At 59.3% G+C, this 17359-nt stretch carries 16 protein-coding genes; 3 read left to right on the top strand and 13 right to left on the bottom strand.

The genetic code is table 11. The features are described 5' to 3' along the window. Window positions 1–90: 90 nt before the first annotated feature. The 6 genes from trhO to ABD937_RS09965 form a co-directional block, all read right to left on the bottom strand. Window positions 91–1140: an oxygen-dependent tRNA uridine(34) hydroxylase TrhO gene (gene trhO / locus ABD937_RS09990; protein WP_345255475.1), complete on the bottom strand. Its 1050-nt coding sequence runs from the start codon at window positions 1138–1140 to the stop codon at window positions 91–93. Between the two features lie 189 nt (window positions 1141–1329). Beyond that, a complete protein-coding gene (locus ABD937_RS09985; RefSeq protein ID WP_345255474.1) occupies window positions 1330–1677 on the bottom strand; it encodes a hypothetical protein in 348 nt (115 codons plus the stop codon). A gap of 57 nt (window positions 1678–1734) precedes the next feature. After that, the gene (locus ABD937_RS09980) at window positions 1735–4206 is read right to left on the bottom strand and encodes a DUF5686 and carboxypeptidase regulatory-like domain-containing protein (RefSeq protein ID WP_345255473.1); all 2472 of its coding nucleotides are present in this window, start codon (window positions 4204–4206) and stop codon (window positions 1735–1737) included. Between the two features lie 8 nt (window positions 4207–4214). Then, window positions 4215–4559 carry a hypothetical protein gene (locus tag ABD937_RS09975; protein WP_345255472.1) on the bottom strand — a complete coding sequence of 115 codons (345 nt, stop codon included), beginning with the start codon at window positions 4557–4559 and terminating at the stop codon, window positions 4215–4217. A gap of 3 nt (window positions 4560–4562) precedes the next feature. Further along, on the bottom strand, window positions 4563–7010 hold the full coding sequence (locus tag ABD937_RS09970; RefSeq protein WP_345255471.1) for a penicillin acylase family protein: 2448 nt from the start codon (window positions 7008–7010) through the stop codon (window positions 4563–4565). A 338-nt stretch (window positions 7011–7348) separates the two neighbouring features. Further along, window positions 7349–8005 carry a protein-L-isoaspartate(D-aspartate) O-methyltransferase gene (locus ABD937_RS09965; RefSeq protein ID WP_345255469.1) on the bottom strand — a complete coding sequence of 219 codons (657 nt, stop codon included), beginning with the start codon at window positions 8003–8005 and terminating at the stop codon, window positions 7349–7351. 65 nt (window positions 8006–8070) lie between these two features. Between ABD937_RS09965 and ABD937_RS09960 the strand changes: the two genes are divergently transcribed. After that, complete coding sequence (locus ABD937_RS09960; RefSeq protein WP_345255468.1) at window positions 8071–8670, top strand: methyltransferase family protein; 600 nt, start codon at window positions 8071–8073, stop codon at window positions 8668–8670. A 57-nt stretch (window positions 8671–8727) separates the two neighbouring features. Here ABD937_RS09960 and ABD937_RS09955 read toward each other — a convergent pair whose 3' ends face one another. Then, window positions 8728–10452: a phospho-sugar mutase gene (locus ABD937_RS09955; RefSeq protein WP_345255467.1), complete on the bottom strand. Its 1725-nt coding sequence runs from the start codon at window positions 10450–10452 to the stop codon at window positions 8728–8730. 94 nt (window positions 10453–10546) lie between these two features. Between ABD937_RS09955 and ABD937_RS09950 the strand changes: the two genes are divergently transcribed. Beyond that, the gene (locus ABD937_RS09950) at window positions 10547–11572 is read left to right on the top strand and encodes a DUF2279 domain-containing protein (RefSeq protein ID WP_345255466.1); all 1026 of its coding nucleotides are present in this window, start codon (window positions 10547–10549) and stop codon (window positions 11570–11572) included. Window positions 11573–11841: 269 nt separating this feature from the next. Here ABD937_RS09950 and ABD937_RS09945 read toward each other — a convergent pair whose 3' ends face one another. After that, complete coding sequence (locus tag ABD937_RS09945) at window positions 11842–12351, bottom strand: phosphoribosyltransferase family protein (RefSeq protein ID WP_345255464.1); 510 nt, start codon at window positions 12349–12351, stop codon at window positions 11842–11844. Window positions 12352–12396: 45 nt separating this feature from the next. On the opposite strand from ABD937_RS09945, the gene ABD937_RS09940 reads away from it, so the two are divergent. Further along, on the top strand, window positions 12397–13740 hold the full coding sequence (locus tag ABD937_RS09940; protein WP_345255463.1) for a 4Fe-4S dicluster domain-containing protein: 1344 nt from the start codon (window positions 12397–12399) through the stop codon (window positions 13738–13740). Window positions 13741–13888: 148 nt separating this feature from the next. Here the strand turns inward: ABD937_RS09940 and ABD937_RS09935 are convergent, their stop codons facing one another. The 5 genes from ABD937_RS09935 to ABD937_RS09915 form a co-directional block, all read right to left on the bottom strand. Further along, entirely contained in the window at window positions 13889–14209 is a 321-nt protein-coding gene (locus ABD937_RS09935) for a DUF2752 domain-containing protein (protein ID WP_345255461.1), read from the bottom strand. A gap of 58 nt (window positions 14210–14267) precedes the next feature. After that, window positions 14268–14702, bottom strand: coding sequence for a hypothetical protein (locus ABD937_RS09930; RefSeq protein WP_345255459.1), 435 nt, complete (start codon window positions 14700–14702; stop codon window positions 14268–14270). A gap of 151 nt (window positions 14703–14853) precedes the next feature. Next, window positions 14854–15348, bottom strand: a complete 495-nt coding sequence (locus ABD937_RS09925) for a DinB family protein (protein WP_345255458.1) — start codon at window positions 15346–15348, stop codon at window positions 14854–14856. Window positions 15349–15360: 12 nt separating this feature from the next. Continuing rightward, the gene (locus ABD937_RS09920; protein ID WP_345255457.1) at window positions 15361–16086 is read right to left on the bottom strand and encodes a LysE family translocator; all 726 of its coding nucleotides are present in this window, start codon (window positions 16084–16086) and stop codon (window positions 15361–15363) included. A gap of 146 nt (window positions 16087–16232) precedes the next feature. Next, window positions 16233–17279 (bottom strand): hypothetical protein, encoded by a 1047-nt coding sequence (locus tag ABD937_RS09915; RefSeq protein ID WP_345255456.1) that lies wholly within the window; start codon window positions 17277–17279, stop codon window positions 16233–16235. Window positions 17280–17359: the final 80 nt, after the last annotated feature.

Here is a 17359-nt window from a genome sequence, read left to right as displayed (position 1 = left end):
ACGCGTCACACAAAAAGCTATTCGTTTGCGCCAGCATACATCACGTCTGTATAGCTACCCGGAGCGATCAGTCTAATGAGATTTTCCGGTCTATAGCGTAGGGTCCAGGTCCCCCAGCCGGGGGCGCAGCGAGTGCCGCCCTTTGCTGAATACGTTACGGCCCTTTTCTACCCCCTTGCGTTTCTCCTTCTGGACCTCGATCGGCAGGTGAATGAAGTCCTGGCATTCGCGGCTGCAGCAATGTTCATACTTCGTCTTGCAGGCATCGCACTGGATGAAGAGCAGGTGGCAGGATTCGTTGACGCAGTTGACGTGGGTATCGGCCGGCTCCCCGCATTGGTGGCATTTGGCGATGATCTCGTCGGTGATGCGCTCACCAAGTCGGCTGTCGAACACGAAGTTCTTCCCATGGAATTTGTTGGGCAGCCCCTGCTCCCGCACCTGGTTGGCATAATGGATGATGCCGCCTTCGAGGTGGTATACTTCCTGGAAGCCACGGTGCAGCATATACGCGCTTGCCTTTTCGCAGCGGATGCCGCCGGTGCAGTACATGATGATCTTTTTCTCTTTGGCATCGTCCAGCATTTCCGCCGCCATCGGCAACTGATCGCGGAAGGCGTCGGAAGGCACTTCGATGGCTTTTTCGAAATGCCCCACTTCGTACTCGTAGTGGTTGCGCATGTCCACCACGATCGTATCCGGGTCTTCGGTGAGGCGGTTGAACTCCTCGGCCGATACGTACCTGCCGCGGTTGCTCATATCGAATGCCGGGTCGTCGATCCCGTCGGCCACGATCTTTTCGCGCACCTTGATGCGCAGCACCCAGAACGACTTCCCGTCATCGTCGACCGCCACGTTGAGCCTTAGTCCTGCGAGCGCCGGGTGGCCGTGCAGGAATTCGCGCAGCGCGTCGAAGCGGCTTTGCGGCACGCTTACCTGTGCGTTCACACCTTCATGAGCCACGTAGACGCGCCCGAACACCTTCAGCGCCGTCAGCTGCTGGTACCATTCGTCGCGGAAGGCCTGCGGATCCGGGATCGGGAAATATTGATAAAACGAAAGCGTGGTGCGTGGCTCGGTCTCGGCCAGCATGCGCTGCTTCAGCTCCTCGTTGGAGACGCGGTTGTGTAGTACTGCCATGGGTTGGAAATTTTAAGGACACACGCCGGGTGAACAAAATTTCGGTTCCGTTTCGGAAGGCGCAAAGATAAAGCGCCCGGGTGGAGCCTGCGCCTGATTTTGCGCAGCTTTAAGAGTCGGCGGAAAGGACCAAAAGGAAAGCCGCCCGTTGCCGGGCGGCCATTCGTTTATTCCGGATGCCGGATCGACTTAGCGATTGTTCAGCAGGAGCAGCAAAATACCGAGGAGCAGGAGTACGATCGCGGCCACAGGCGCCACAAAGCAGAGGATCACAACGGCGACACCCAGCAGGATGTAGATCAGCGTGCGGTTGGAGATACCGGAATCGCGGCGGCCGAACAGGGCGCTGAAGCGGGCTTTCACCAATCCCCACATGGCCCGGCGCTTGAGGCGGCGGAGCTGCCGGCGGCTGAGCTGGGCGGCAAAAACGCTCATCATCACGGCTGCCAGGAGCGGCGCGCTGTGGTTGTCGGGCTGGGTCGGAACAGGTACCGGCGTTTCTGCCTGGGGCTGCACGGTGGTTGTGGTCAAAGACATATGCTGTGGTTTTCGGTTAACTGGGTGCAAATCTAAAGCAAAGCCACCGGAACCCGCTCAATTGCCCCCGCCAAATATTCCGCCGGATAGACCAAAGCGGAGCTCGCTGCGGCGAAGCCCGTTACTCTCGATACCGTAGATGTAGTCGACCCGGAAGAGCCGCAGGATGTTCTCTAGCCCCACGAATGGCTCGATGTAATGCCGCCCCGAACCATAGTACAGCGCATTTGCGCCCGCTACCAGGTTCCACTTGAGCTTGCGGATCACGGGGATCTTGTTGGTCAGCAGGCCGTTGAAGTGGTGCTCCAGGAAGAGGGCCGTGTAAAAACGGCTCGCATTGCTGAAGTAGTAGGGAGAGATCAACTGGAACCGCCCCGAATAGGATTCTGCAAAGCGGGTAGCATTGCCCTTGAAGTGAATATAGTCGGGACTTTGCAGCGAGTCGCGGTTCAGGAAACCGCCGAGGTGCACCTGGTATTGAAATCGCCCGCCGAGGTTCAGGTTGACGCTGTGCGCCACGGTGAACTTCCACTTGCTGTACTGCACATCGCCGCCCGCCACACCCTGCAAGGCCTGGGTGTAATTGAGTCCGAATACAGGGTAGCGCGAGCCCACGCTCACGCGCATACCCGGGAACTCCACGTAGCGGGTTCCGGGTTGCCAGCGAAGGTCCAGGTTCACGAGGAAGGCCTGGTGTTGCGTAATGTTCGTGTCGGCAAGCGGCAGGGGATAATTCGGGGTGAACTCGCGGTTCTTATGCGAGCGGAACACAAAGTCGGTGCTGTTCTCTAGCGGGCGTCGGTCCTGGTATTGCAGACCGGCGCTGGCGAAGAAGCCGTTGTTGAAGCCCTTTGAATAACCGAGCCGGAGAAAGCGCGCCTCGTAGATCTTGAGCTGGTTGATCTTGGAGGTCAGCGTCGCGATCGTATTGACGAATTCCGAAACCGGGTTCTCGTTATTGAACTGGAATACGTCCGAGCCACCGGCAACACTCACCGACTGGTGCTGCTGCTTCCCGAACACATACCGGAAGGAGGCGCTGGGGTTGAAATGCCGGTTGCTGAAGCCATAGCGCAGCGAGGTGGTCACGGAATAGTACCGCCGGCTCATGGTTTGTGTATCGAGTCGCTTGCTGTAGGTTACCGAAGGATCGAGCACCAGTCCTTCCACCGTATTGTACTTAATGGTCCCGATCAGCGGCCGCAGCGAAATGGACGAGCGCGCCTTCTGGTTGGAAAAAGATTGGCCCGTCAGGAGCAGCTGCGTTACGCTGACCTTGTTGCGCAACCGATCGATGGAGTCGAGGTAGCGCGGGCTGTTGTGCACCTTCTCGAGGCTGTCTTTTTTCCGGTAGTCGGCGACCTCCTCGTCCTGCAGGGCAATGGGCCGCGTGCTGGTCCAGTAATCGTCTGGCTTTTTGTTCGACGAATCCTTATACCGGAGGATCGTGTTGTCGAAGAATCCTTTCTGGAACGTGGGGTTCAGATCGTAATCGGAATAGACGTTCACAAACGAGCCATACGCGTCAAAGCCGAACATTTTGATGGCCGGGTACAGCACCTGGCTGCGCATCACCCAGGGGCCCGCCCCCACCGGCACATACAGTTGCTGGATCCGCAAGGTGTCGAACGTTTGCAGGCCGTAATCCTTTACGAGGGTGAGGTCGAGCGAGTGGATGCGCCATTCGTCTTCAACGATATTGACATAACCCTGGAAGAGCGGCTCGAAGCGGCGCTTGGGCAGCACGCGGATGCGGTTGATCATACGGCCGTTCTCGGTGAAGGAGCCTTCGTAGCGGAACTGGTAGTAGTGAAGCGCCTTGTCGGCCACCGGCGATACAAAGCCGCGCGGGTTGAGGCCTGCGCCCATCGATACGAGGTTTTCGTAAAGAGTAAAAATGCGTGGTGCACTCAGCCCGAAGCCGTCCGACTGACCGCTCACCTTGGTGGCCAATACTTCCGCCTTCACGTTGCGCGGTGGCTCTACCGAGTAGCGCGTCACCGTTTCGGAGAAATACAGCATCTTCTTCTTCGAGCTGTCGCCATCCTCGAAATCTACCTTCTGCCCCATGAATTTCTTCGGAAAATCGCGGAGTCGCAACTGTCCTTTCGTATACACCTGGGTGCTGAAGCGGCGCAGCTCGTCGCGGTGTGCGGGGCGTTTTTTGATGGCAGCGCGGATGATCTCGTAAGCCGGGTCCTCTCCTTTCTTCACCACTACTTCCGAGAGCGTCAGCTGCAGTACCGGCAACTGGAAGTGCAGCTCCAGGTCCTCGCTGCCCAGGGTGATCGATTTTTCCTGCTGCTGGTAGCCTACGTGCTGGCAAGTGATGGTGTAGTCGCCAGGCGAAAGCTTCAACGTGAATCGCCCTTCGCCGTTGGCGGTGGCGCCGGCCGTCCGGCCCCGCACCTGGATGGAGGCAAAAGGCAGCCGGTTTCCCTGCTGGTCGGTCACGAGTCCGGTGATCTTCTGCGAAAAAGCCCCCAGGGCCGGGAGCAGGAGCAAGAGGAGCAGGGTGTAGTGGCGCATAAGTCAGTTTATCGGTTCGCCCGCAGCGAGGCGCCGCTGAGTGCGGCGAAGCCTCCCACGAGGCCACCCACGAGCGCGGCTACAAAAGCAAGCAGCACCGGAGCGGCTCCGAGCCCGAAGAGGGCTGCGATCTTTCGCGAAAGTACATGTCCGTTACCGATATCCCACCAGAGCGCGAGCGCCGCCCACAGCAAAAAAATTGCTAAAAAGCCGGTGGCGAAACTGCGACCGAGTCCTTGGGGAACGCCCAGGGCCACGGCGAAGCAAACGATGGCAAGGCTCCACCAGGGCAGGTAGCAGCCGGCGATAAAGGCGAAGAGCACGATCAGCAGGAAGGAAACCAGGAAGCGCATAAATCAGGAAGCGGGGTTAAAGGTCATGGTCCAGCGCACGCGGCGGTCGCGTGCTTCGTCGGGGCGCATGAGCCAGAGCGTATAATATTTACCGGCGGCCCAGTCGTTGGTGAAGTTGTCGTAGAAGCGGCTGCCGGGATTGCCGCTCTGCCCGCCGGGGTAGATCCCGTAGGCCACCGTGGGTGTGGAGAGCTCCACGATCATGCGCCAGCTGGGGCCGTGCTTTTGCGTGATGGCGTTGGGCGTATGCCGCCAGCCGCCTACGAGGATGCCGGCGTGGGCCAGCGCCGGCACACTTTCGCGCAGCAGGTGGTAGATCGTGGTGTTCTTGTGCTTGTACCAGATCAGCCCGTTGCTTGCTTCTTCTTTCTGCAGGTCGGCAGCGGCGAGGGTGAATGCCTTGGTGAGCTGGATACCGAGCGTTTCGGTTTCGGGCGTCCGGATGTCGTCGATGAAGCGGCTGGCCGAGTCGCGGAGCAGGAGCGCTATCATGGTTTCCTCATCGGGCAGCACCTTCGGCTCCGGCACGCGGGCAAACTCGTCTTGCCAGATCACGCTTTCGAGGCTGTCCATCACCGTGGCATAGATGGTCATGGCGCGGCTGCCGGCATCGGCGTGAAAGTTCCACTGCTGCAGCTCCGAGAGGTACTTCTGGCCGGCGGCATCCAGCTGCGACGCATCCACGTAACGCAGCATCAGGGGCACTGCGTCTGCCGCGAGGCTGTTGTAGGTATTGTTCTGCAGGGCCATCATTTGCTGCGGCGTCGCGCGCTGCATCCCCGAGAGGGCTTTGTGGATCGTGCGCCCGCGGGAAGTGATATAGTTTCCGGGAATGAAGTAGGGATAGGATGCGTCCACGGGCCGCTGGTTGGCGCTCTGGATAAAGCCTTCGGGCGGATTCACGACATGCGGGTTCTCTTCCTGCGGGATGAAGCCCTGCCAGGCATACGAACTATCCGCTCCCGGCATCACATAGCTCCCCTGCCCTTCCCAGCGCGCCGGGAACTTGCCCTGCTGCCAGAGCGCGATCTCGCCGGTCTTCGCGGCAAAGAGCATATTCTGACCGGGCGTATGCAGGTCTTTGATGGCCGCCAGGTATTCGTCGTAGCTCTTCGCGCGATCCAGGCGGAAGAAGATCCCGGCCTCGTTGGAGCCCTCGTGGGCGGCCCAGCGAACGGCGATGGCGCCGGTGCCGCTGTTGCCTTTCGTAAAGCCGGCGTCATACATCACGGGGCCAAACGATGTGTAGGCCACGCTGTCGTAGAAAGTATCGCCGCCTTTTACGCGGATGGCCTCCACTTTGATGGTGGTCGGTTCCCACTTTCCGTTGTACCAGTATTCTTTTTTCGACGCGTCCTTGAAGCGCACCGAGTAATAATCTTTTACGTCGCGCATGGCATTGGTAAAGCCGAAGGCGATGTGCTCGTTGAAGCCGATGATGACGCTCGGTGCGCCGGGGAAGGTGGCTCCGTATACATTCATCGTGGGTGTGCTCAGCTGCATCTCGAACCAGATGGCGGGCAGCGAAAGCGTCAGGTGCGGGTCGTTGCAGAGGATGGGCGCGCCGCTGGCGGTGCGGCTGCCGGCCAGCGCCCAGTTGTTGGAGCCATTCTCGCGCACGGGCTTATCCACTTCCTGCACGCGCAGCGTCGTATCGTTGCCGAAGTAGGCCGAATCGGCGCCGGCAGGCTTCACGGGTACGATACCGGCCGCAGCGAAGGGCGTTCCTGCCGGCACGATCGCCACCGACGAGTCGTTGATCTCCGGGAACAGCGTCTGCATATCAGCCAGGGAGAAAACCGATTTCTGGTTGGTGAACTCGAGGTCGCGCTCGTAGCCGGCGAGATCCTTGCTCATCACCTTGATGAAGATGGCCGTTTTCAGGTTGGTCCAGGGCTCTGGCTTATATCCTAGCAGCTTGTACTCCAGCGGCAGCTGGCTTGCGGGCAGGTTGCTGATGTATGCGTTCACACCGGCGGTATAGGCATCGAAATAGGCCTTCTGCACGGGGTCGCTTTCCATAGTCTTCAGCGTGTTCTCGGCGGCGTAAACCATGCCCATGCGGCGCTGCTCACGGTCGACACGGAGGAAGCGCTCGTCTTTCCCGAGCACCTCGGAAATGCGGCCCGCACCAAACAGGGTCTGGAATTCCATCTGCCAGAGGCGGTACTTCGCATGCAGGTAGCCCTGCACATAGTACACATCCTGCTCGTTATCGGAAAACACGTGGGGTACGAGGCGCTCGTCGATGTGGACGGTGGTCTTGCCTTTGAGGCCGGGCAGCTTCAGGTCGGCGCTGTGGCTTTCGTTGAGGGGCTCGGCATTCTGCCAGCAGCCTTGCTGCGGGCTGAGAAAGGCGCCCAGCGCGGGCGCGGGCCCGATCCGGACGCTCAGCGCGTACACAAGCGCCCCGGTAACGAGCGTAGAGAGCACAAAAGGAACAATACGCATAATAAGCAGTTCGGGGGAAAGATAAATATTAATGTGCTAATGGGGTAATGTGCTGATGTGCTAATCGGGAAACAGCAGTTATTAATGTGCTGATTTACTAATGGGGTAATGTATTAATAAACTAATATCAATAGGGGAATCGCGGAGCGTCTTTTTTTAGGCGCCCGCAGTTTTGGGGATAGTTTGGCGGGACTGCCATACCCATATCATTTACGAAACCAGGTTCCTTTCAACTCGAGCCAACCCGTTTTCTTACAAGTGGAACCACTTTGCACTGTAATCAGTATCAGCACATCAGCACATTAACTCATTAGCACATTAACTCATTAGCACATTGCTCAACCGTTTTTCCCTTCCAGCATCGGCACGAAGCTGAATTGCTCGAACACTTCTTCAGTGACGGAGCCGTCGGCATTTTTGTGAAGGCGTTTCATGATCTGTACATCGCCCTCACCGGTGGGGATCACCATCATGCCGCCGGGCTTCAGCTGCTGCACGAGCTTGGGCGGGATAAAGGGAGCGGCGGCCGTGATGAGCACGCGGTCGAAGGGACCGAAGGTGGGCAGGCCCTCGAAGCCGTCGCCGTAGAAATACTTGATGTTGGGGTATTTGCGGAGGAAGGCAAAGGTCTTGTTGGCCTCGAAGAGCGGCTTCTGCCGCTCGATGGTGAACACCTGGGCGCCAAGCTCGGCGAGCACGCAGGCCTGGTAGGCCGAGCCGGTGCCGATCTCGAGGATCCGCTGGAACGGCTTCACGTCGAGGAGCTGCGACTGGTAAGCCACGGTGTAGGGATGGGAGATGGTTTGCCCGGTGGCAATGGGGAAGGCACGATCTTCGTAGGCTTGCTCCTCGAACGCCGAGTCCAGGAAATAGTGGCGCGGGATCTTGTTGATGGCTTCCAGTACGGTATCGCTCTGGATGCCTTTGTGACGCAGCAGGTCCACCAGCTTCTTACGTAGGCCCATGTGGCGGTACGTATCCTCAAACTTCCTCATAAGGAAGCAAAGGTAATCCGCCCGGACGGGGTTCGGGCCCGGCGGCAAAACAATATTTTTATACAGTGACGGAACCGCACCTCCTGCTTGCTCTTCTGTGGATCCTGTTCGGAGTTTTCCACAGCGCCCTCGCCAGCGGCCGCTTCAAGCGCTGGCTCTTCGGCCTCGCTAACGGCGCGCGCCCCTACTACCGGGTGGGCTATACCCTTTTTGCCTTCGTCTCGCTGGGCATCGTGCTCTGGTACCAGCTGGCGCTGCCCTCACCAAGGCTGCTCAGCCCGGCTTGGCAACCCCTCGGCTTCGGACTGGCAACACTCGGCGGCGTCCTGATGGCTGTCTGCATCAAGAAATACTTCCTGTCGCTGAGCGGCCTCAAAAGCCTGTTCCGCCACCGCGAGCTGGCACCCGAGCTCCGCATCGACGGCGTGCACCGCTACGTGCGGCACCCGCTCTACCTCGGCACCTTCGTGTTCATCTGGGGCCTGTTCTTCCTGTTTCCTACATTGTCGGGGCTCATCGCCTGTGTGGCTATCCAGGGCTATACGATGATCGGCATCCGCTACGAGGAGGCGAAGCTGCTGCAGGACTTCGGCCCGGCCTACGGCGATTACCAGGCAAAAGTGCCCCGGCTGCTGCCGCTGCGCAGGCCGCTGCCCCGCTCCTGACACCAACAAAAAAGTGCCCCGAAGGGCACTATAGCATGGTCCAGGAACGCGCTGAGTTTAGAGCGCCAGCTCCCTGACAATGGTCTGGATCTTTTCATCCAGCGAAGCATATACGTCATCGAAGCGCTCCGCAGAAGGAAGCGGCTCCTTTACGCTGAAATAGAACTTGATCTTCGGCTCGGTACCCGAAGGGCGGGCCGAGATCTTGCTGCCGTCGGCCAGAACGAACTGAAGTACGTTGGACTTGGGAAGCGAAATGGGCGTGGTAGCGCCGCTGGCAAGTTCGGTGGCCACCTGCTTCTGGTAGTCGAGCAGCTGCGCCACCGGGGAGCCGGCAAGCGTTTGCGGCGGGTTGCTCCGGAAGCGCTCCATCATCTCGGCGATCTCCTGCTGGCCGTTCATGCCCTTTTTGGTGATCGAGATGAGGTGCTCGCGGTAACAGCCGTACTGTACATACAGGTCGATCAGCTTCTGGTAGAGTGAGCGGCCCTTGTTTTTTTCATAGGCGGCCATCTCACAAAGCAGGGCAACTGCCGAAACGGCGTCCTTGTCGCGGATCTGGTCGCCGATCATGAGCCCGTAGCTTTCCTCACCGCCGATGATGTATTGCTCCTGCCCCTCCTTACTGCGGATAAGCTCGGCGATCCACTTGAAGCCCGTAAGCACGTTGTAGCACTTCACGTTGAGCCCCGCGGCGATCTCGTCGATCATGTTGGTCGTAACGATCGTCTTCACCACCATATCGTTGGCGCCGGCAATGCCTTTCTCGCGGCGGCTCTCCATCATATAGTTGAAGGCCAGCACGGCGGTCTGGTTGCCGTTAAGGAGCACCCACCGGCCCTTATGGTCCTTCACGCCAATACCCACGCGGTCGGCATCGGGGTCGGTGCCGCAGAGAATGTCGGCATCGAGCTCCTGTGCTTTTTTCAGGCCGATGCTCATCGCCTCGGATTCCTCGGGGTTCGGGTACACCACGGTCGGGAAGTTGCCATCGGGCGTTGCCTGCTCGTCCACGATCGTGACGTTGGTAAAGCCGAAATCGGCCAGCACGTCGGGCACCATTTTAATCCCCGTGCCGTGGATGGAGGTATATACGATCTTGAGGTCCTTCTGCGCGGCGATGGCTTCGGGGTACACGCTCAGGCCCTTCACCATCTTGCGGTAGGCTTCGTCTACTTCGGTGCCGATAAGCGTGATGTTGCTTTCGCCGCCACTCCACTTCACGTCTTCTACCGACGCGATCTTCTCGACCTCGGTGATCACGTTCTTGTCGTGCGGAGGCACCAGCTGCCCACCATCGACCCAGTACGCCTTATAGCCATTGTATTCTTTCGGGTTGTGCGAGGCGGTGCACACTACGCCGCCCTGGCAGCCCAGGTGGCGGATGGCGAAGGAGAGCTCCGGCGTCGGGCGCAGGCTCTCGAACAGGAACACCTTGATGCCGTTGGCGCCGAACACATTGGCCACGGTCTCGGCGAAGAAGCGGCTGTTGTTGCGCGAGTCGTGTGCGATGGCCACGCGCACCTCGGTGCCGGAGAAGCTTTGCTTCAGGTAGTTGGCATAGCCCTGGGTGGCCATACCCACGGTATACTTGTTCATCCGGTTGGTGCCGATGCCCATGATGCCGCGCAGGCCGCCGGTGCCGAACTCGAGGTTGCGGTAGAAGGCGTCGGCGAGCTCGTCGGGCTGTTGCTGCTGCTGCTCGCGGATCCCTTGCTTCGTTTCTTCGTCAAAGGCCCCGTCGAGCCAGGATTGTACTTTTTGCGCGATTGCTGCATCCATTTTCCGTTGGTTTTCGTTTGTCCTGATAAATGTAGTCGCCGGCTTCACGATGAGCCGGTGGTTGCGAATTTACAGGTGTATGTACATTTGACGCGTGAAGAAGTTCTCCCTTGTTTTTTTTATGCTCCTGCTTGGCCGGGCCTATGCCCAGGACAGTACCAGCCTTACCCGGATCGACTCGCTCCTGCGGGATACGACACCCTTCACCGGCCGCGTGCCCTCGCTCTGCATCGGCTGCGGGCGTGCCAGCGCGGCGGAGATGCTCGCGGCAAAGCCCACCACCAATGCCCACCTCGGCCGCAAGCTGTTTGTCGACGGGCTCGGGGTCGGGATCTACGGCGGGATGCTCGTCTGGCTCAACGGGGCCTGGTACAAGAACTACCAGCGCAGCTCTTTCCACACGTTCAACGACGCCGGGGAGTGGCAGCAGATGGACAAGGCAGGCCATGCCTGGGCGGTGTATTCGATGAGCCATATCGGCTTCGGGCTCTGGTGCTGGTCGGGCTACAGCAACAAGGCGGCCACGCTGCTTTCCGCCGGCTCCGGGCTTGCCTTCATGCTGGGTGTAGAATACCTCGACGGACGCTCGGCCGAATGGGGCTGGAGCTGGGCCGACGTGGGCGCCAATGCCTTCGGGGCGGGGCTTTTCGCCGCCCAGCAGCTGACCTGGCGGGAGCAAAAGATCCGCCTCAAGTTCTCGTCGCATATGGCTTCCTACCCCTCCGACCTCCGGGCACGGGCCCGCGAGCTTTTTGGCTCTTCGGCACAGAATAAGCTGCTGAAGGATTACAATGCCCAGACCTACTGGCTCTCCTTTCCGCTGCCGGAACGGTGGAAGCTCCCGAAGTGGCTCCGGCTCTCGGTCGGCTACGGGGCGCAGGGCATGTTCGGAGGCTATGCGAACGAAGCGAAGGAACCCGATGGCACGGTTACCTTCAGCCGCCCCGACATCAAGCGCTACCGCCAGTGGTACCTGGCACCCGATATCGACCTGACGCAGATCCGCACGCGGAGCAAGTTCCTGCGCTCGGTATTTTACAGCATCAACATCCTCAAGTTCCCGGCGCCGTCGATCGAATACTCGAACGGCTCCTTCAAGGTGCACGCGCTGCATTTTTAGAGGCAGTACGGAAAGAATAAGAAAAATAAGGTCCTGCCTGCGGCAGGACGTTTTGCACGGTGGCGCGGCGAAGGACGGCGCAGCGGTCTATTCTTACGGCGTCCTGTCTCTTTCCGCGTTGCCGGTTACGTGCATAAAGTCCCAACAGCTGATCCAAATACGCTTGACGGAAATCGCTCATCGATGTTAGAACGAAAAAATGATGCGTCGCTGTGCCGCTGCGTCGGCGCGTGCACCGGTGAGCGCAGCGAACCCGCCCGAGCGTGCCATCAATGCAGCCAGGCTCCCGAGATGCGGTCGCAATCCGTTTCCACGGTGATGTGTTCCTGCAGCGTTGTGGAAACCGACAGGCCCACGTAATCCGGCTGCACGGCAAACTGCTTGTGGCTCCGCTCCACGAGCACGAGGGTCTGGATGGTGCGCGGGTTGTGCGCCAGCAGCGGCCGTAGCGCGTAGAGCAGCGTCTTTCCCGAATTGGCGACATCATCCACTACCAGGATCGCCTTGTCATCGAGGCCGATCTCCCGGTCGAGACGCGCATCCTGCGGCGCCCGCTTGTTGACCAGGATCGTAGCGGAGGTCAAGGTGAACGGTGCGATGCCCTGCAGGGCCGCCCGGAGTTGACCGGCAAGCACGGTACCATTGCCTTCGATACCGAGTACGAGCAGCTCGCGCTCGCCCGCATTCTGCTCCGCCACCTGGAAGGCCATACGGCGGATCTTGCGCTGTGCGGCGTCGGCGGAAAGGATCGAATTCTTTGCAACAATATCGGTAGGCATCTGTTACTTTTACGGCGGTTAAATTAGCTAAAAGAACCTCTGACCATGCAATACCTACAGCAGATACTGTTCGTTGTGCTTGCCGCGCTGGCCGTGTGGATCTTCGCCCGCAAGGTAAAGATGATCCGCCGCAATATCAACCTGGGTCGTGATGAGGACCTGAAGGACAACCCCGGCGCGCGCTGGCGCAACATGCTGCTGCTGGCCTTCGGGCAGAAGCGGATGTTCGACAAGCCGCTCGTGGCCCTGTTGCACTTCGTGGTATACGCCGGTTTCGTCATCATCAACGTGGAGATCCTCGAGATCGTGCTCGACGGCATCTTCGGTACGCACCGCCTCTTCGCCCCCTATCTCGGTGGCGCCTACAGTTTCCTGATCAACTTCTTCGAGGTACTAGCCTTCCTGGTGCTGGCCTCCTGCGTCGTGTTCCTGCTGCGCCGAAACGTGACGCGGGTCAAGCGCCTCAATCAACAGGAGCTCAATGGCTGGCCACGCAGCGACGCCAACTTCATCCTGAGCTGGGAGATCGTGCTGATGACGCTCTTCCTCGTGATGAACGCTGCCGACAAGGCGCTCCAGATAAAGGGCAGCGCGCACTATGCGCCGACGTCCGACTTCTGGATCTCCGGCCTCATCACCCCCCTGTTCGCCAATATGTCGGAAGGCACGCTGATCCCCATCGAGCGCGGCGCCTGGTGGCTGCACATCGCCGGCATCTTCTTCTTCCTCAACTACCTCCCCTACTCCAAGCACCTGCACATCATCCTGGCGTTCCCCAACACCTATTTCGCCCGCCTGAAGCCACAGGGCCAGATGGTCAACATGCCGGAAATCCAGCGCGAAGTGCTGTATGCCATGGAGCCGCAGTCGGTTCCCGCGGAAGCGGCCGCAGAAGAAGGCCACAAACGTTTCGGTGCGAAGGACGTGCCCGACCTCACCTGGAAGAACCTGCTCGACGCCTATACCTGCACCGAGTGCGGCCGCTGCACGCAGGCCTGCCCCGCCAACCAGACCGGCAAGCTGCTCTCCCCGCGTAAGATCATGATGGACACCCGCGACCGCATGGAAGCCATCGGCAAGAATGCAGACGCCAACGGCGGCACCTTCCAGGACGACGGCAAGACGCTGCTGCACGACTATATCACAACCGAAGAGCTCTGGGCCTGTACGTCCTGCCAGGCCTGCGTGCAGGCTTGCCCCGTCCTCATCGACCCCTTGCACATCATCAACCAGCTGAAGCGCTACCTTGCCCTCGAGGAATCGAACCAGCCGGCCGAATGGAACGGTATGTACTCGAATGTGGAGAACAACTTCGCCCCCTGGAAATTCAGTCCTGACGACCGCGCCAACTGGGCGGTGGAGCTGAATGAGCAACAGCGTGAATCGTGACCCGAGGCCTCGGGTCGGCAATCGGTAATCGGCAATGCTGACGCCTGATAAAAAACAACGGATGCCTTTGGCATCCGTTGTTTTTTGAAATCGACTGCAACCGAAGATGAGGCGCCTCCTTCACGATGCTTCCGATACGACGTACCCATCAGAGCTGTGCGAAGATGAGCGGCGCGAAGCAGAGCAAGAAGAGGAGCAGCGAAGCGATTCCATCCCACTTGAACGTGCTTTCCGGCAGGTGTGTGGTGGCAAACATCATCACGGTACGGGCCACGAACTGCACCGCAAAGAAACCGAACACCGGAAGACCGAACTCGTTCCATGCACGCCCCTCCGACCAGCGCCCGTGAAGGAAGGCGGTGAGCGAACGCGTAAGGCCACAGGTAGCGCACTCCTTGCCGGTAGCAAGCTTGTAGGCACAGGCCACGGACATGTTGCCGGACGCAAAAAAACCGGCATACAGGAACATGATTCCTATAATGCCGGCGATCAGTGAATTGAAAAGCAGGTAATGCCGACGATCCATCTTATTGAGCGGCCGCAGGGGTCGGCTCGGCAGCATTGTTCAGCGAATCGATGGCTTTCTGGGCTTCCTCAAACGACTTTTCAACGGACCCGTCTTTTACATCGCTGGCCTGAAGCAGCGAATCGGAACTCTTGCGCAGCTCGGTATCGAGGGCTTTGCTGAGCTCTTCAACGCCTTTGGAGATCGTGATGTACTGGTATACGGCAACGCCGGTACCAACAACCGCAAGGCAAAGTGCGGTGATCGCGATCCCTTTACCGCCATTGGCACGGCCTGCCATCACCAGGGCGATCACAGAAAGCACGAGGCCGGCAACACCGGGCCATACGGCATACATACCAAGGCAGGGCACAAAGGAAAATAAGAAAGCGAGGGAGGCAAGCACAAGACCCACGATGCCGACGGTCTTGTACGCGGTGGACTGATTCTGACTCATAGCGTGAACTGGTGTGTTTTGGTGAACGACAATGTTAACTTTTTTAACTCAAAGCTCAGCAATAAAATGGTCGCTATTCCGTAAACAGAGAACGGATGCCCCTGGCATCCGTTCTCTTGTTGCCGCGTAGTGCGGCTTCTCCCTGCACGATTCATCCCTGTTCATCCGCCGTCGGACCATACATTCCCGGCACCGGAACGCCCAGCAGGCGCAGGTACACGGAGAGCTGCCCGCGGTGGTGCACCACGTGGTTGAAGGCATAGGTGCGGATAGTGGCGATGCGCGGCAGGGTGAAATAGACCTGGTCGCCGGCACGCATCGTCCACGGAGCCATCAGCTGTTCGTCGGTAGCCCCTTCAAGAGCCCTGACCGATGCCGCGGTGTTCTTGTCGTGAATGGCCAGGAGTTCTTCCGAATTCGAAGGCCTGGGCGGGTTGTATTTGAATTCGGCCCAGTTGATCTCCGTGGTTTCGAGCGTAAAGGCCGACCAGTTGACGAGGTCGGCTACATGGGTGGCGAGCTCGCCCAGGCTCATGGACTTCTCGTGCGGCTTCCAGCTCCATTTGTCGAAGGGAACACGCTCGAGCATCCGGCGGGTGGAGGCCGCCTCGTACTTCAATTCTGGCAGGAGGGATTGATTCAGCATATTGTAGTTGTTTTAAGAGCTTTGGATATCGTCCACCTCATCTTCGAAGGGACGTGTGTGCTCCTCGGGATGGTCGATCCGGTGCTCCGCGCCTTTGTTGCGCCACATCTTATAGACCTGTACGAGCGCCGTCACCGTAAAAATACCGCCGATGACCCAGTTGAGTATATGCTGGTTGCCGGCGATCTTGCCCGCAAGCAGCTTGCCGCCGAACACGAACACGAAGTTGCCCATCAGCGTACCGAGACCGATGCCGCCGATATAGGTGTTGTAATGATCGTTGCGCGGAAGCAGGATCTTCTTGGTGAACAGTACGGTGCTCCATCCAAACCAGAAGGGGATCTGCACCGGGTTGACGGCGCTCATGATCACCCCGAGCAGGAAAGGGTGCAGCGTGTTCTTCAGGTAGGGCGGCGCCACCGGCTCACCGGCGCCCGGCTGGCTACTGTGCCAGGCAGCCCAGAAGCTCGAGGCGGCAAGCAACAACACGATGCCGAGCGTCACCCATTCGAGTATGCGGAACAGGCGCTTCTGCCGGCGCACCCAGTCCATAGCCACGAGCGAGAGCCGTACATATACGACCTCCACCGCGAGCGAGCCGGACGAAAACCAGAGGGCTGCCGCTACGCCCTTGTAAATGGCGATCTGCGTGGCTGCCACGTTGAGGGTGCCCAGCGGCAGCGAGCCCAGGAAGGAGATGAACATTCCCGTGATGAATATGCGCAGGAGTTTGGGCATGCAACCGGTTGGGGGCCGAAAATAAGGGAATCTGTTGCTACCCGGTGAGAGAAAGAACACGGACCGGACGGGCGGCACCGATCGAAACGGGTTTGATCCGTACGGATTCGCCCGATCGGTGCCATCCGTGTTTCTGGTCTATGCTTCTATACCCGCTCGTCGAGCTCCTTGAGTTTTTTGAAGTGCCGCCCCGCCTCTTTCAGGAAGCGCCAGCCTTTCCGGAGCGCCCAGGGCTCGATGCCCCGCCGGCGGTTGGCGGCGGATATCTCGTAAAGCGCCTTCCAGTGGCGGAGGATTTCCCGGTGGGCATCACGCAGGCGCATCCCGCAATTATACACATGGTTGGGCTCGGCGCCCGAGCCGTTGTACTCGAGCAGCAGGAAGTTACGCCCCGACTTCAGGTCTTCGAGCGAAGCCGCCTTCAGGTCGTAGCGGCCGTAGTAAAACTCCCTGGAGTACTGATTCAGCCCATCCACTACCGACAGCAGCGCTTCGTCAATGGCATCGTGCAGGTTGATGAAGTGCCCGCCGCGGTTCAGGTTGGCGGCATAGGTCAGGAAGCGCTTCTCGCCGGCAGGCAGTATTTCTTCAAGTGTCGCTTCATGCTTGGTAAAGAGTTCGTCGAGCCGGTACTTCGCCTTCGGATGCGCTTCCATAAGCTGCCGCAGCGAACGCTGCCCGTCGCCCGTGACGCTCATCGGCTCCTTTTGCAGGAAGCCCGTGATGGTGCCGCGTTGCTCCCCGGGATAGCGGTAATAAAAGATGCTGTACTCGATGTCGAAAGGTATGAGGGTCTGCACGATGTAGTCGACCGGCATCTGCGCGTGGTAGGCTGCCAGCTCCTCCCAGCTATGGATCTTCCGGAACAGGATGCCGGCCATGCCCACGTCGGGCTTTACGATGAAGGGAAAAGAAAACCCACCGGCCTCCACCTGAGCCTGCACCCCGGCGAAGGGGCGATACGGCTCGATGTAGATGGTGTCGGGAAAAGTACCCGGGGGCAGTTGCTCGTACATCTCGCGCTTGCTCTCTCCCTCGAAGCCGCCGAACGTCAATGTGGGATTGGACGGCGTAAAGAACCAGGGCGTTCCCGAGCGGATACAATACCAGGCCCACATGGGGGTGATGTTGAGGTACCGCATCCAGAACGGCCATTGCTCCCAGTTGGTCAGGCGGTCGAGGAATTTTGTCATGGGCGAGCAAAGATAATGGGCTAATGTGCTAATGGGGTAATGTGCTGATGGCGAATATGCTGATGGGGTAATGTGCTGAT

The organism is Flaviaestuariibacter amylovorans (assembly GCF_039541815.1).
Taxonomy (GTDB): Bacteria; Bacteroidota; Bacteroidia; order Chitinophagales; family Chitinophagaceae; genus Flavisolibacter; species Flavisolibacter amylovorans.
Note: the sequence above shows the minus strand (reverse complement) of the source record. Positions and strands in the feature narration are given on the sequence as shown.

Coding starts and splice junctions, on each gene's coding strand:
- trhO (WP_345255475.1), bottom strand. CDS start 1,140: ATGGCAGTACTACACAACCGCGTCTCCAACGAGGAGCTGAAGCAGCGC.
- ABD937_RS09985 (WP_345255474.1), bottom strand. CDS start 1,677: ATGTCTTTGACCACAACCACCGTGCAGCCCCAGGCAGAAACGCCGGTA.
- ABD937_RS09980 (WP_345255473.1), bottom strand. CDS start 4,206: ATGCGCCACTACACCCTGCTCCTCTTGCTCCTGCTCCCGGCCCTGGGG.
- ABD937_RS09975 (WP_345255472.1), bottom strand. CDS start 4,559: ATGCGCTTCCTGGTTTCCTTCCTGCTGATCGTGCTCTTCGCCTTTATC.
- ABD937_RS09970 (WP_345255471.1), bottom strand. CDS start 7,010: ATGCGTATTGTTCCTTTTGTGCTCTCTACGCTCGTTACCGGGGCGCTT.
- ABD937_RS09965 (WP_345255469.1), bottom strand. CDS start 8,005: ATGAGGAAGTTTGAGGATACGTACCGCCACATGGGCCTACGTAAGAAG.
- ABD937_RS09955 (WP_345255467.1), bottom strand. CDS start 10,452: ATGGATGCAGCAATCGCGCAAAAAGTACAATCCTGGCTCGACGGGGCC.
- ABD937_RS09945 (WP_345255464.1), bottom strand. CDS start 12,351: ATGCCTACCGATATTGTTGCAAAGAATTCGATCCTTTCCGCCGACGCC.
- ABD937_RS09940 (WP_345255463.1), top strand. CDS start 12,397: ATGCAATACCTACAGCAGATACTGTTCGTTGTGCTTGCCGCGCTGGCC.
- ABD937_RS09935 (WP_345255461.1), bottom strand. CDS start 14,209: ATGTTCCTGTATGCCGGTTTTTTTGCGTCCGGCAACATGTCCGTGGCC.
- ABD937_RS09930 (WP_345255459.1), bottom strand. CDS start 14,702: ATGAGTCAGAATCAGTCCACCGCGTACAAGACCGTCGGCATCGTGGGT.
- ABD937_RS09925 (WP_345255458.1), bottom strand. CDS start 15,348: ATGCTGAATCAATCCCTCCTGCCAGAATTGAAGTACGAGGCGGCCTCC.
- ABD937_RS09920 (WP_345255457.1), bottom strand. CDS start 16,086: ATGCCCAAACTCCTGCGCATATTCATCACGGGAATGTTCATCTCCTTC.
- ABD937_RS09915 (WP_345255456.1), bottom strand. CDS start 17,279: ATGACAAAATTCCTCGACCGCCTGACCAACTGGGAGCAATGGCCGTTC.